The organism is Microbacterium sp. B24 (assembly GCF_000333415.1).
Classification (GTDB): Bacteria; Actinomycetota; Actinomycetes; order Actinomycetales; family Microbacteriaceae; genus Microbacterium.
Window position 1 is genome coordinate 1 of record NZ_BADB01000334.1, and the last position, 13,564, is coordinate 13,564.

13 protein-coding genes, 2 tRNA genes and 2 pseudogenes are annotated in these 13,564 nt (G+C 69.1%); 6 read left to right on the top strand and 11 right to left on the bottom strand.

All coding sequences use genetic code 11. The annotated features are described in order from the left end of the window. The 4 genes from I5I_RS08605 to I5I_RS08620 all read left to right on the top strand — a co-directional run. A partial coding sequence (locus tag I5I_RS08605; RefSeq protein ID WP_036318390.1) for an ACP S-malonyltransferase occupies window positions 1-644 on the top strand: 644 nt, incomplete at its 5' end. Further along, window positions 641-1,657: a beta-ketoacyl-ACP synthase III gene (locus tag I5I_RS08610; RefSeq protein WP_036318380.1), complete on the top strand. Its 1,017-nt coding sequence runs from the start codon at window positions 641-643 to the stop codon at window positions 1,655-1,657. The genes I5I_RS08605 and I5I_RS08610, both read left to right, overlap by 4 nt. 93 nt (window positions 1,658-1,750) lie before the next feature. Beyond that, the gene (locus I5I_RS08615; protein ID WP_005049448.1) at window positions 1,751-1,999 is read left to right on the top strand and encodes an acyl carrier protein; all 249 of its coding nucleotides are present in this window, start codon (window positions 1,751-1,753) and stop codon (window positions 1,997-1,999) included. Window positions 2,000-2,066: 67 nt separating this feature from the next. Further along, window positions 2,067-3,305 carry a beta-ketoacyl-[acyl-carrier-protein] synthase family protein gene (locus I5I_RS08620; protein WP_036318381.1) on the top strand — a complete coding sequence of 413 codons (1,239 nt, stop codon included), beginning with the start codon at window positions 2,067-2,069 and terminating at the stop codon, window positions 3,303-3,305. Window positions 3,306-3,451: 146 nt separating this feature from the next. Here the strand turns inward: I5I_RS08620 and I5I_RS08625 are convergent, their stop codons facing one another. The 3 genes from I5I_RS08625 to I5I_RS08635 form a co-directional block, all read right to left on the bottom strand. Next, window positions 3,452-3,964 (bottom strand): DUF3145 domain-containing protein, encoded by a 513-nt coding sequence (locus I5I_RS08625; protein WP_036318382.1) that lies wholly within the window; start codon window positions 3,962-3,964, stop codon window positions 3,452-3,454. Between the two features lie 120 nt (window positions 3,965-4,084). After that, window positions 4,085-4,161, bottom strand: a tRNA-Ile gene (locus tag I5I_RS08630). 14 nt (window positions 4,162-4,175) lie between these two features. Then, complete coding sequence (locus tag I5I_RS08635) at window positions 4,176-5,243, bottom strand: DMT family transporter (protein ID WP_036318383.1); 1,068 nt, start codon at window positions 5,241-5,243, stop codon at window positions 4,176-4,178. 42 nt (window positions 5,244-5,285) lie between these two features. On the opposite strand from I5I_RS08635, the pseudogene def reads away from it, so the two are divergent. Next, window positions 5,286-5,851: pseudogene (gene def, locus I5I_RS08640) on the top strand (peptide deformylase). 20 nt (window positions 5,852-5,871) lie between these two features. On the opposite strand, the gene I5I_RS08645 reads toward def, so the two are convergent. The 6 genes and pseudogenes from I5I_RS08645 to dusB all read right to left on the bottom strand — a co-directional run bounded on the left by I5I_RS08645 (window position 5,872) and on the right by dusB (window position 11,725). Further along, window positions 5,872-6,246: a bleomycin resistance protein gene (locus I5I_RS08645; RefSeq protein ID WP_036318384.1), complete on the bottom strand. Its 375-nt coding sequence runs from the start codon at window positions 6,244-6,246 to the stop codon at window positions 5,872-5,874. A gap of 58 nt (window positions 6,247-6,304) precedes the next feature. Beyond that, window positions 6,305-6,377: transfer RNA gene (locus I5I_RS08650), tRNA-Asn, on the bottom strand. Between the two features lie 73 nt (window positions 6,378-6,450). After that, window positions 6,451-7,221 (bottom strand): ATP-binding cassette domain-containing protein, encoded by a 771-nt coding sequence (locus I5I_RS08655; protein WP_036318385.1) that lies wholly within the window; start codon window positions 7,219-7,221, stop codon window positions 6,451-6,453. A gap of 68 nt (window positions 7,222-7,289) precedes the next feature. Then, window positions 7,290-9,182 carry a DNA primase gene (gene dnaG, locus I5I_RS08660; protein ID WP_036318386.1) on the bottom strand — a complete coding sequence of 631 codons (1,893 nt, stop codon included), beginning with the start codon at window positions 9,180-9,182 and terminating at the stop codon, window positions 7,290-7,292. Continuing rightward, on the bottom strand, window positions 9,182-10,570 hold the full coding sequence (locus I5I_RS08665) for a deoxyguanosinetriphosphate triphosphohydrolase (protein WP_036318387.1): 1,389 nt from the start codon (window positions 10,568-10,570) through the stop codon (window positions 9,182-9,184). The genes dnaG and I5I_RS08665 overlap by 1 nt, the downstream gene beginning before the upstream one ends. Then, a pseudogene (gene dusB / locus I5I_RS08670) lies at window positions 10,560-11,725 on the bottom strand (tRNA dihydrouridine synthase DusB). Before dusB ends, I5I_RS08665 begins: the two are co-directional and overlap by 11 nt. Window positions 11,726-11,787: 62 nt before the next feature. Here dusB and I5I_RS08675 point away from each other — a divergent pair. Continuing rightward, entirely contained in the window at window positions 11,788-12,291 is a 504-nt protein-coding gene (locus I5I_RS08675) for a glutathione peroxidase (protein ID WP_036318388.1), read from the top strand. A gap of 105 nt (window positions 12,292-12,396) precedes the next feature. Here I5I_RS08675 and I5I_RS08680 read toward each other — a convergent pair whose 3' ends face one another. After that, complete coding sequence (locus I5I_RS08680) at window positions 12,397-13,062, bottom strand: DsbA family oxidoreductase (RefSeq protein WP_036318389.1); 666 nt, start codon at window positions 13,060-13,062, stop codon at window positions 12,397-12,399. Window positions 13,063-13,091: 29 nt separating this feature from the next. Next, on the bottom strand, window positions 13,092-13,564 hold a 473-nt coding region (uppS, locus tag I5I_RS08685; RefSeq protein WP_036318391.1), incomplete at its 5' end, for a polyprenyl diphosphate synthase.

Below are 13,564 nucleotides of genomic sequence, written 5' to 3' on the forward strand. Positions count from 1 at the left end.
TGGCGGCCCTCGTAGCCGCTGGCGTCCTAAGCGACGACGACGGCATGCGTCTGGTCGGGCTTCGCGGACGGGCCATGGCCGATGCCGCCGCGCAAGAGCAGACGGGCATGAGCGCGATCCTCGGCGGCGACCGCGACGCCGTGCTCGCTCTGCTCGACGAGTTGGAGCTCACCGCGGCCAACCACAACGGCGCCGGACAGATCGTCGCCGCAGGCGCGCTGGACGCCCTCTCGGAGCTTGCGGCCCACCCCGCCGCCGGCAGCCGCGTCATCCCCTTGCAGGTGGCCGGCGCCTTCCACACGTCTTACATGGCGTCGGCCGTCGACACCCTGCGCGCCGCGGCCGCCGAGGTCTCGGCATCCGACCCCCGTCTCACGCTCTGGACCAACCGCGACGGCGCCCGGGTGGACGGCGGCCGCGAGGCGCTCGACCTACTCGTCGCGCAGGTCTCCTCCCCCGTCCGCTGGGATCTGTGCATGGAATCGTTCGCGGATGCGGGGGTCACCGGCATCATCGAGCTCGCGCCGGCCGGAACGCTGACGGGCCTTGCGAAGCGCGCCCTCCGCGGCGTGCCCACCGTGGCCGTGAAGACACCCGACGACCTCGCGGCTGCGGCCGCCCTGCTGACAGGAGGCGACGCGTGACCGACGCGCCCACCCGACCGACCCTCGTCCAGGCGACGGGACCGGCACACACCCGCATCTACGCCTACGGCGCTGCCCGTGGCGAGAACGCCGTGCCCAACGATGACCTCGTGGGCCCCATCGACTCCAGCGATGAGTGGATCCGCCAGCGCACCGGCATCATCACGCGTGTGCGCGCGAATGCCGCAACGACGGCGATCGAACTCGCTGCCGACGCCGCGGCCGAGGCCATCGCCGGCGCCGGTATCGACCCGTCGCTGGTGGACGCCGTGATCGTCGCGACGATCTCGAACCCGAAGCAGACTCCCTCGGTGTCGGCGATCGTCGCCGATCGCATCGGCGCCAACCCCGCGGCCGCGTACGACCTGAACGCCGCCTGCGCGGGCTTCGCGTACGGCGTCGCCCAGGCGGATGCCCTCATCCGGGCCGGCGCCGCGCACTACGCCGTCGTCGTGGGCGCAGAGAAGCTCAGCGACGTCGTCGACCCCACGGACCGCTCGATCTCGTTCCTGCTCGGTGACGGCGCCGGCGCCGTGGTCGTCGGACCGAGCGACTTTCCGGGCATCGGTCCCACTGTCTGGGGATCGGACGGCTCGAAGGCCGACGCGGTCGGGATGAACCACACGCTCACCGAGTTCCGCGACGGCACGGCACCCTGGCCGACGCTGCGTCAGGAGGGTCCGACGGTCTTCCGCTGGGCCGTGTGGGAGATGGTCAAGGTCGCCCGCCAGGCGCTGGAAGAGGCCGGTGTGCAGCCCTCCGACCTCGCTGCCTTCGTGCCCCACCAGGCGAACATGCGCATCATCGACGAGTTCGCCAAGCAGCTGAAGCTCCCTGACACGGTCGTGATCGGCCGCGACATCGAGACCACCGGCAACACGTCGGCGGCATCCATCCCCCTCGCCACCCACCGCCTGCTCTCCGAGCACCCGGAACTGTCCGGCGGGCTGGCGCTGCAGATCGGATTCGGCGCCGGATTGGTCTTCGGCGCGCAGGTCGTCGTCCTTCCCTGACGGCCCGAGATACCCGGTCGCGACAGCCGTCGCACCTAGACTGAACGTCGGCCCCGCAGGGCCGGTGAAACCCCGATAAACAAGGAGAATCCCATGGCATTCAGCAACGACGAGGTCCTCGCAGGGCTCGCCGAGCTCATCACGGACGAGACCGGCATCTCGGCGGACGAGGTCGCGCTGGAGAAGTCGTTCACCGACGACCTCGACATCGACTCGATCTCGATGATGACGATCGTCGTCAACGCCGAGGAGAAGTTCGGCGTCACGATCCCCGACGAAGAGGTCAAGAACCTCAAGACCGTCGGCGACGCCGTCACCTTCATCACCACCAACCAGGCCTGACCTCAGGCCTCGCCACCTGCACCCCGGTGGGGGCCGTCGTGCCCCCACCGGAGCATCCGAGGAGACCATGAGCATTCCCCGAATCGTCGTCACCGGCATCGGCGCATCGAGCCCCATCGGGGGCACCGCGCCGGAGAGCTGGGCCGCGCTGCTGGGTGGCGCCTCCGGCGCTCGCACCCTCGAGTACGACTGGGTCGAGCAGTACAACCTGCCCGTCACCTTCGCGGCGCAGGCCGCCGTGCGCCCGGACACCGTGCTCGAGCGCCCGATCGCCAAGCGTCTCGACCCGTCCTCGCAGTTCGCGCTCGTCGCCGCGATGGAGGCGTGGGCGGATGCCGGGAGCCCGGAGGTGGACCCGGAACGGTTGGGGGTCGATTTCGCGACCGGCATCGGGGGTCTCTGGACCCTCCTGGATGCGTGGGACACGCTTCGCGAGAAGGGCCCGCGTCGGGTGCTGCCGATGACCGTTCCGATGCTCATGCCCAATGCGGCGGCGGGCAACCTGTCGCTGCATTTCGGTGCCCGCGCGTATGCGCGGACGGTCGCCAGCGCCTGTGCGTCCAGCACGGAGTCGATCGTCAACGCCATCGAGCACCTGCGTGACGGCCTCGCCGACGTGGTGATCGCGGGAGGCACCGAGTCGGTGATCCACCCCGTCACGATCGCCTCGTTCTCGTCGATGCAGGCGCTCTCCAAGCGCAACGACTCCCCCGAGACGGCGTCGCGTCCGGGCAGCATCGACCGCGACGGATTCGTCATGGGCGAGGGTGCCGGCGTGCTGATCCTCGAGACGGAGGAGCACGCCAAGGCCCGCGGCGCGAAGATCTACGCGGTCGTCGTGGGCGGAGGGGTCACGGCGGACTCGTACCACATCACGGCGAACGATCCCGAGGGCACGGGCGCCGCGCGCGCCGTCAACATGGCTCTGGCCATGGCCGATGCCTCCCCCGACGACGTGACCCACGTCAACGCCCACGCGACCTCGACGCCGGTCGGCGACCCGAACGAGTACGTCGCGCTGAAGAGTGTGTTCGGTGACCGCATCGACGAAATCCCGGTGTCGGCGACGAAGGCCTCGACCGGTCATCTGCTCGGTGGTACCGGCGCGCTCGAGGCGATCTTCACGATCCTGGCCATCCGCGACCGGGTGGCCCCTCCGACGATCAACATCACGGAGCAGGATCCCGCAGTCCCGTTCCGTCTGTCGGGCGCGCCGACGCCGCTGGGCGACGGTCCGCAGCTCGCGATCAGCAACTCGTTCGGCTTCGGCGGCCACAACGCCGTCGCCGCCTTCGCTTCGGTCTGAGCATTCGCGCGTGAAGACGCCCCCGCATCCGTGAGGATGGCGGGGGCGTCTTTCGTGTCAGACGGGGATGCGCGGTCTCGGTCTCCGGGAAGCCGTCCGAAGCCGGTACTGGCGCCTCCACCCGTCTGAGGTCGGTGGCGGGTCTCTCAGCCCACCTTGTGCAGCCAGACGACCGGTGCGTCGTCGCTGGCGTGACGGAACGGCTCGAGCTCCTCGTCCCAGGTCGACCCGAGCGCGACCTGGAGCTCGCGCTGCAAGTCGTACGGGTCGCCGGCGGCGATCTCCATCGCGTAGCGGATGCGATCCTCACCGATCACGACGTTGCCCGCGGTGTCGGTCTGCGCATAGTGGATGCCGAGATCCGGAGTGTGCATCCACCGCCCGCCATCGGAGCGCGGGGTCGGGTCTTCGCTGACCTCGAAGCGCAGGTGCTCCCACCCGCGGATCGCGGTCGCGAGGGCGGCGCCGGTGCCGGCGGGACCCTCCCAATAGAACTCAGCGCGGCGACTGCCCGTGAGAACGGGTTGGTCCGCCCACTCGAAGCTCACCGCGCGCCCGAGGGCGCGACCGACAGCCCACTCCAAGTGGGGGCACAGCGCACGTGGCGCGGAGTGGATGTAGATCACTCCGCGCGCCTGTGGGGTCGACGTGGTCGCCATCGCGATTCTCCGTTTCTTCAGGTACGTCTTCCCCTACGACCTGAGTGTCGGATGCGTGGCGCCTATGTGGTTGTGGGCCCATTATGGCCCGATAACGACGCGGAATCACAACCGTGTCATTGGTAGGGCGGGTGGGACTTGAACCCACGATCGTCGGGTTATGAGCCCGCTGCCTTGACCAGCTTGGCCACCGCCCCCTGTCCCCGGAAGTCTAGCGGGGGCGCGGGTCGTCTCGATCGCGCACGGGTGGCTCGGGCCACACCTTCGCCACGGCATCCGTGAGGCGCTGCGATCCGGGCGAGACCTGTTCGCCGCTCCCGCGCGCGATGGGGATCTCCTGGCTGTCGCTGATCACCTGCGGGTGGTGGCGAGCCAGTTGGAAGACGCCGGTGACGGCCAGCGCGCCGGCGACGACGAAGCCGCCGTAGGCCCAGAGGGGGGCGCCGTCGGCTTCGCGCAGCACGGCCAGGCCGATCACGATGGCGACGATCGGATCGATGACGGTGAGACCGGCGATGACGAGGTCGGGCGGGCCGGACGCGTAGGCAGTCTGCACGAAGTAGGCGCCGATCGCAGTGCCGGTGAGCAGGGCGACGATGCACACGATCGTGAGCCACTCGAAGTCGCCCGTGCGGATCCGGCTGAGTACGACCTTCGCGAGTGTCGCGACGAAGCCGTACATGATGCCGGCGGCGACGATGTAGAACAGTGCTCCCATGCGAGCGCGCAGCCACAGCCAGAGTGCGGTGAGCACGATGGCGACACCGGCGAGGATCAGCAGCACGGTGATCAGCTGTCCGTCGCTGATCGGGGTCTCGGTGGCGTACAGGGCGGCGATCGTGACGAACACGAAGATGCCGGCGACGCAGAGGCCGATGGCGGTGAGGGAGCGCTTCGTGGGCTTGAGACCGCTGATCCGCGCGTTCAACAGCGTCGTGATGACCAACGAGACGGCGCCGAGCGGCTGCACCAGGATGAGGGGTGCGAACGACAGGGCGGACAGCTGGCAGACGATCGCCAGGCCCAGCATCACGGTGCCGGTCACCCACGATGGCCGGCGCAGCAGATTCCAGATCTGGCCGCCGGTGAGACCGGTCCCCCCGGCGGTCGCCGTGAGACGTTCGACCTTCTGCACCCCGCGGTGCTGATACTGCGCGCCGAAGGACATGAACACGGCGCCGAGCAGGGCGAGCGGAATGCCGATGAGGATGCCGGGGTCCGCGAAGACGCCGACGAGCTTGTCGGTCACATCTCCGAGGTCGTTGAGGGCGGCATGCACCCCTCGACACTAACGGCCAGGTGCGCTCGATAGGCTCAGGACGTGGCTGTTCTTCCGATTCGCATCATGGGCGATCCCGTCCTGCACTCCCCCGCCGATCCCGTCGCCGAGATCACCGATGAGATCCGCACCCTCGTCGCCGACATGTTCGAGACGATGGATGCCGCGCCCGGTGTCGGCCTCGCCGCCCCGCAAGTGGGCGTGGGTCTGCGCATCTACACCTACAGCTACCAAGACGATGAGGGGCAGCCTTGGCGCGGTGTGATCCTCAACCCGGAGCTGTGGATGCGGCCTCCCGTACCCGGCGCGCCGGACCCGGACGACGAGTCCGAGGGGTGCCTGTCGTTCCCCGGTGAGCGCTTCGCCCTGCGCCGCTCGGATGAAGTCCTGGTCACCGGTATCGACCTGGACGGCGAGGCCGTACGCATCCAGGTGGACGGCTGGCGTGCGCGCATCATGCAGCACGAGTTCGACCACCTCGACGGCATCCTCTACGTGGACCGTCTGGACGACGGCGATTGGAGGACCGTCCAGAAGATCGCGCGCAAGCGCGGTTGGGTCGCGCCGGCGCGTCCTGGACGCCGGGAGTCGACGATCTGGAGGGGTGAGCGAGCCCGGTCGGGTATCGCTAGGCGTCGGGTGCGCCGTTTTCGATCAGGGTGAGCTGGGTTCCGTCTGCGTCGACGAGGAATCCGGCTCGCTGTCCCCAGGACTGCGTCTGAACGGGTCGCAGCCGCGGAAGGCCCGCGTCGTGCTCGGGGACGCCGGATCGCTTGATGTCCTCGTACAGCTCGTCCACGTCGTCGACGCGGACGCTGCACATGAAGGAGCTCGCTTCGGGCACCAGGTCGTCGAATCGGAAGAACTCGAGCACCAGCTCGCCCCGACGAAGGATCAGCCACGCGTCGTCACGGTAGCTCGGAGTGAATCCGAAACCCCCGTAGAAGCGGACCGTGCCGCCGAAATCACGCGATGGCAGGTTCGGGACAGCACGGTCTGGCATGTCCGAAGCCTAGCGGTGGAAACGAAAACGGCCCCAGAGTGGAGTCTGGGGCCGTTCGCTCCCCGGCTTGGACTCGAACCAAGAACCTGCCGGTTAACAGCCGGCTGCTCTGCCAATTGAGCTACCGAGGATCAATCACCCGCGAGCGGGCAACCCGTCCATATTAGCAAACGTCGGGGTGTGCTCGTGACACGATACGCGTCTTCACGACACGAGGCGGGCACCGCCGTCCGGAGTCCAGAGCAGATCCGCGATGCCATGCCCGTAGGCGACGGGCAGACCTGCTCGGAGCACCAGCACATCGGCATCGAGCTCTCGCACGGCTTCGGCGTCGTTGGTCACCATGAGAATCGCCATGCCGTTCTCGTCGCGCCGGCGCAGCAGCGCGTCGCGCGCGGCATGTCTCACCTCGACGTCGAGGTTCGCGTACGGATCGTCGCCGATGAAGACCTTCGGGCCGAGCACGAGGGCGCGAGCGATCGCGACACGCTGGCGCATCCCCGAACTCAGCTCATAGGGATACCGGGTGGCTGCGCCGAGCGGGAGTTCGAACTCGTCCAGCAACCCCGCGACGCGGACGGCCAGCGCGCGCTGATTGACACGTCGATCTCGGCTCGTGATCGGCTCGCCGATGACGTCTCCGACGGTCAGTCGAGCCGGAAGGCCGGCTCCCGCGCGCTGCGGGACATACCCGGTGTAGTACGCGCGCACACGCGCAGCGCGCCCCCTGCGCCGAACGGCCGTGCCATCGACCCAGGCGTCGCCTCCCACCACCGACAGCGAGTCGTCGCTCGTGCCAGCGAGCAGTGTCGCGAGGGTCGATTTGCCCGATCCGGTCGTGCCCATGACCGCCAGCGCGCGGCCCGGGTCGACCCGGAAACTGACGCCTTCGACGACGCGCACTCCCGCGCGCGCAATCGAGAGGTCGTCGCAACGAAGCGCGGCAGGATTGTCGGTGGGGGCACGACGCGGCATGCGCTCATCCTGCCCGCTCTGACCCGTGGGCGCCACCGTGCGACCGGGCGTGCGACCGCGCCACGGGGTCAGAGCGACGCCTCGGTGAGAGCGCGCCGGCGCGCGTCCAGCTCGCGCAGCGCCAGACGGACCGCCCGCCCTTGTTCCGAATCGGCGGGAAGCCGCTGGATCGTGCCGAGCAACTCGTTCTTCTCCCGGTCGACCGCGCGCACCCGCAGCTTGCGCGCGAGCCCGCGTGTGTAGGCCGCGGCCTCCGCCTCCGTCAATGCAGGGAAATCGGCCGTCAGCAACTCCACCGCCAGCGACCGGTAGGGCTCGCGCACCGACTCCACCGCCCTCGACGCCCAGCCGATGCGTTTGCGGTCTCCCTGCGCGACGAGGGACTGGCGCACCGCGTCGAGAGCGGGGATCTGCATGGGTAGCGCGAGCGCGGCATCCACCTCCTCGCCGTCGACGAGGTGACCGTACTGCAGCACTCCCATGAGGGCGTCACGCTCCAGTGTTGCATCGGCGGTGCGCGGCAGCGTTCGCAGACTCATCCGGAGTGCGGGCTCGCCGACCGACGGCGTGGGAGCGGGGCCGTCGACCCCGGCCGTTGCGCTCACGGTCGACGAGGAGCGCGGGATGTCGCCCTCGCGGCGCACGCTCTCGCGAGCGGCGCGGTCGACCTCGCGCCGCACATCCTCGGTGTCCATCCCGAGGCGGCGGGCCAGCACGCGGGTGTACTCCGGCTGCAGCAGCGGGTCGCGCAGCTCACCCACGACCGGTGCGGCGGCTCGCAGGGCCCCGACGCGGCCCTCGACGCTCGCGAGATCGAACCCCGAGAGGCGCTGATCGATGACGAACTCGAACATCGGAACCTTCGTGTCGAGCATCGCACGCACCGCCGCGTCGCCGCGCTCGAGTCGCAGATCGCAGGGATCCAGTCCCTGCGGGCCGGTCGCCACATAGGTCTGCGCGTTGAAGCGCTTCGCGTCGGCGAAGGCGCGCAGGGCCGCTTTCTGCCCCGCGGCATCGGGGTCGAACGTGAACACGACGTCGCCGGCGGCGCTGTCATCGCCCATGACCCGTCGCAGGACCGTGATGTGGTCGGAGCCGAACGCCGTCCCGCAGGTGGCCACCGCCGTCGTGACGCCCGCCAGATGGCAGGCCATCACGTCGGTGTATCCCTCGACGACGACGACGCGGTGCGAACGTGAGACATCTTTCTTCGCGAGGTCCAGGCCGTAGAGCACCTGCGCCTTCTTGTAGATCGTGGTCTCGGGCGTGTTGAGGTATTTCGGACCCTGGTCGTCGTCGTAGAGACGGCGCGCCCCGAAACCGATCGTCTGGCCGGTCAGATCGCGAATCGGCCACACGACACGGCCACGGAAGCGGTCGTACACGCCGCGCTGGCCTTGGGAGACGAGCCCCGCGGCCGACAGCTCCTCGTCCGTGAAGCCCTGGCTGTGCAGCGCGTCGCGAAGGTTGTTCCAACCCTTCGGCGCGTAGCCGACACCGAAGTGGGCCGCGGCTCCGGCGTCGAAGCCGCGTTCACCGAGAAAGCGGCGGCCGGCGTCGGCCTCCGGAGACGACAGCTGCGTGCGGAACCACTCCGCAGCGGCCGAGTTGGCCTGATAGAGACGCGTGCGGCCGCTGGTCTCCGGCGCCGCGCCGCCGTCTTCGTAGTGGAGCGTATAGCCGATGCGCGCGGCCAGGCGTTCGACCGCCTCGGTGAAGGACAGGTGGTCCATGGCGCGCAGGAAGGAGTAGACATCGCCCGACTCGCCGCACCCGAAGCAGTGGTAGTAGCCGACCTGCGGGCGCACGTGGAAGCTCGGGCTTCGTTCGTCGTGGAAGGGGCACAGGCCCTTCAGCGACCCGACGCCGGCTGACTTGAGGGCGACCCGCTCGCCGACGATGTCACCGATGTTGGTGCGGGCCTTGACCTCGTCGACGTCGGATTGCCGGATCCGTGCCATCAGTGACCCTCCGCCGGCCACAGCCCGGCGAGCGGCTCGGGAAGAGCGAAACCGCTGGGGGCGATCGTGCGGTCGTCGCCGGAGCGCAGGCCGAGCTCGCGCAGATCGACCGGGCCGATCAGTCGGGCATGCCACTCGATGGCGAAGCGATCGGTGAGGCTCGCGACCTGGTCGACGACCACGCGCTTGCGGGCGGCATCGGTGGATGCCGCGGCGAAGTCCTCCGCGTGCAGCCGGTCGAGGTGCTCGGGACGCTCCCACAGTGCGGTGGCGAGGCGCTTGAGCACGCGACGCTGTTCCTTGTACAGCCCGCGGCGACCGTCGATCGTGACCACGAAGGCGCCGATGATGCCCTTGAGCACGGCCATCTCGGCCTCGATCACCCGCGGCACGATGACGCGGCCGCGGTAGCGCGTGAGCACCGGCACCGAGTAGTGCTCGCGCGTCGCCGTCGTGGCTGCGCGCGCGAAGCGGCCGATGAGATCGGACGTGAGATTCTTCAGGCCGGCCAGTGCGGCGCGAGAGCCGTCGAATCCGGTGAGCCACTCCGGCATGCGTGTGAGCCGGTACAGCGCGTCCGCCAGCTCGTCGCGGGTGAAGCCGAAGCCCACCCACGCCTGGATCGCCGTCAGCAGAGCGTCATGCTCGCGCGCGTCGGCGAGGCGCGCCGGGTCGAGGTAGCCGTTGAGCACCGCGTCCTCGAAATCGTGCACGGAGTACGCGATGTCGTCGGAGAGGTCCATGACCTCTGCTTCGATGCAGCGCACGCGACCGGGCGCGCCGATGCGCATCCAGCGGAAGACATCCTCGTCCTCGGGGTAGACGCCGAACTTCTCTCGTCCACCGGGGTCGGGAACACCGTGCTCGACCGTCCACGGGTACTTGCACGTCGCGTCGAGGCTCGCGCGGGTCAGGTTGAGCCCCACGCTGCGCCCCCCGGCATCGAGCACCTTCGGCTCGAGACGCGAGAGGATCCGCAGCGTCTGTGCGTTGCCCTCGAACCCTCCGATGTCCTCGGCCCAGTCGTTCAGAGCGCGCTCCCCGTTGTGGCCGAAGGGCGGATGGCCGATGTCGTGGCTGAGGCAGGCCGTGTCGACCACGTCGGGTGACAGCTCCAGGGCGATCGCCAGCTCGCGGCCCACCTGAGCGACTTCGAGGGAGTGCGTCAGTCGGTTTCGCGCGAAGTCCGCAGGGCTCGCGGGGCTGAGCACCTGGGTCTTCGAGGCGAGGCGGCGCAGGGCCGCCGAGTGGAGCACTCGAGCGCGATCGCGGGCGAACCCGTCTCGCTGGGATCGATGCTGTTCGGGGACGAAACGGTCGGCATCGTGGTCGTCGTAGCCAGCGGGTCGGCCCGAGGCGATGCCGACGCTGCTGCCGTCAGCCGCCACTGGTGTCGACCTCCGCGTCAGCCAGCGCGCGCGCGGCGTCGCCGCTCATATCGCGGCTGAGCAGCCACCCGTCGGGCAGTGCCGGGCGCTTGGGCGTGCCGGCACGACCGCGCTGGCCCTCGGCGGCGGCGCCCGGGTAGGGGGCGTCGAGATCCAGCGTCGCGAGCAGATCGTCGATCTCGGTGAGGCTCGACACGGTCGCCAGCTGTGCGCGCTCTCGCCCCCGACGGGGTAGCCCTTGAAGTACCAGGCGACGGGCTTGCGGATGTCGCGGCATTCGCGACCCTCGTCCTCGAAGAACTCGACGAGCAGCTCGGCATGACGGCGGAACGCGGCCGCGACGAAGCCCAGGGTCGCGTCGACGGGGGCGCCGTTGGCGGCATCCGGGCCGCCGAGGGCTCGCGCGAGGTCACCGAACAGCCACGGTCGACCGAGGCACCCACGGCCGACCACGACACCGTCGCACCCGGTCTCGGTCATCATGCGTGCCGCATCCTCCGCTGACCAGATGTCGCCGTTGCCGAGAACGGGGATGCTCGTCACCGCCTGCTTCAGAGCGCTGATCGCCGACCAGTCGGCCTGGCCGGAATAGAACTCCGCGGCCGTGCGCGCGTGGAGGGCCACCGCGGCGACGCCCGCATCCTCCGCGATGCGGCCGGCGTCGAGGAACGTGAGGTGGTCGGAGTCGATTCCCTTGCGCATCTTGACGGTGAGCGGCACGTCGCCGGCGGCGCGTGCGGCGCGCGTGACGATCTCGCGGAACAGGCCGAGCTTCCACGGCAGTGCCGCTCCCCCGCCCTTGCGCGTGACCTTGGGCACGGGACAGCCGAAGTTGAGGTCGATGTGATCGGCGCGGTCCTCGTCGACGAGAAGTCGGACGGCCGCTTCGGTGGTCGCCGGGTCGACGCCGTAGAGCTGGATCGAGCGCGGAGTCTCCGACTCGTGGTGCGTGATCAAACGCATCGTGGTCGCGTTGCGCTCGACCAGGGCGCGAGTGGTGATCATCTCCGAGACGTAGAGTCCCGCGCCGTACTCGCGGCAGAGCCGACGGAAGGCGGTGTTGGTGATACCGGCCATCGGCGCGAGCACCACGGGTGCGTCGAGCGCGATGGGGCCGATGCGCAGCGCGGCGCCGGCTGAGACGGAGAGGGACATCCTGTCCATTCTCCCAGACTCACGCGGCCGGTGCGCCGGTCTGCGCCTCTATCGTGGACAACATGGCCGACACACAGACAGCGCAGCTTCGTGACATCCCCTACACCGACGCGACCGGCGCAGAGCACACCCTCTCCGAGTTCGGCGATCGCGCCGTTCTCATCGTCAACGTCGCATCCAAGTGCGGTCTGACGCCGCAGTACGAGCAGCTCGAAGAGCTGCAGCGCACCTATGGCGACCGGGGTCTGCAGGTCATCGGCTTCCCCTGCAACCAGTTCATGGGTCAGGAGCCGGGCTCCATGGAGGAGATCCTGGAGTACTGCGCCGTCACGTGGGGCGTCAGCTTCCCCATCATGGACAAGGTGCGGGTGAACGGCTCGCACGCCGCTCCCCTTTACAAGGCGCTGAAGAAGGCGAAGAACGTGGAGGGGGCGAAGGGCCCGGTCATGTGGAACTTCGAGAAATTCCTGGTCACGCCGACCGGCGAGGTGCACCGTTTCCGTCCGCAGACCAAGCCCGACGCGCCCGAGGTGATCGCGGCGATCGAGGCCAGCCTCCCCGCCTGAGCCCTGCTGCGGCCCGTTTCGACTCGCTGCGCTCGCTCAACGACCGGAGAGGTTCGTTGCCGGTCGTTGAGCGAGGAGCGTAGCGACGAGTCGAAACGCGACGTCTCAGGCGTCCTGCTTCTCCGCCCACACCTGTCGGGTGATCTGTGCGAACGCGTCGGCCGGCTGCGCGCCGCTCACGCCGTACTTGCCGTCGATCACGAAGAACGGCACGCCCTGGATGCCGTAAGCCTGCGCCTGTGCCTGATCGGCGCGCACATCGGCCAGATGTCGGCCCGATTCGAGTGCGTCACGCACGTCCGAGGCATCCAGGCCGACCTCCACGGCGAGGTCGACGAGGTCGTCGACGCGTCCGACGTGCTTGCCCTCGGTGAAGTATGCGGACATGAGGCGCTCGGCCATCTCGTACTGACGCCCCTGCGCCTTCGCGAAGTGCAGCAGTTCGTGCGCCTTCACGGTGTTGGTGTGCTGCAGCAGATCGAAGCGGTACTCGAGCCCGGAGTTCGCGGCGACGCCGGTGACCTGGTCGAGCATCTCGCGCACGCGCTCTCGCGGCATTCCCTTGTGTCCGGCAAGGAAGTCGACCTCGTCGCCCTCGAAGTCGACCGGAGTGTCGGGAGAGAGCTCGAAGGAGTGGAAGGTCACGTCGACCTGCGGGGCGTCGGTGTCGGCCGCCGTCTGAGCGAGGCCGGCCTCGAGATTGCGCTTGCCGATGTAGCACCACGGGCAGGCGATGTCACTCCACACGTCGATGGTGATCTTGTCTGTCATGTCGGGTGCAACTCTCCGCGGGCGTCGGTCTATTCCGCTGCGTCAGCGGTGGGAGCATCGATCGCGCCGCCGAATCGGCGGCTGCGACCCAGATACAGCTCGATCGCGCCCCACAGATCCGTGCGCGAGAAGTCTGGCCAGAGCGTGTCGAGGAACACCATCTCGGCGTAGGCCGACTCCCACAGCAGGAAGTTCGAGGTGCGTTGCTCGCCGCTGGAGCGCAGGAAGAGGTCGACGTCGGGCATGTCCGGAACGTACAGGTGCGTGCGCAGCGTCTTCTCCGTGATCGCCGACGGCTTCAGCCGCCCCGCGGCGATCTGTTCGCCCATCGCGCGCATCGCGTCGATGAGCTCGAGCCGGCCGCCGTAGTTGATGCACATCGTCAGGGTGAGCGTGTCGTTGCCGGCGGTGAGCTGCTCGGCGTACTGCAGCTCTTTGATGACCGATCCCCACAGGCGCGGCTTGCGGCCCGCCCAGCGGATGCGCACGCCCCATTCGTTCA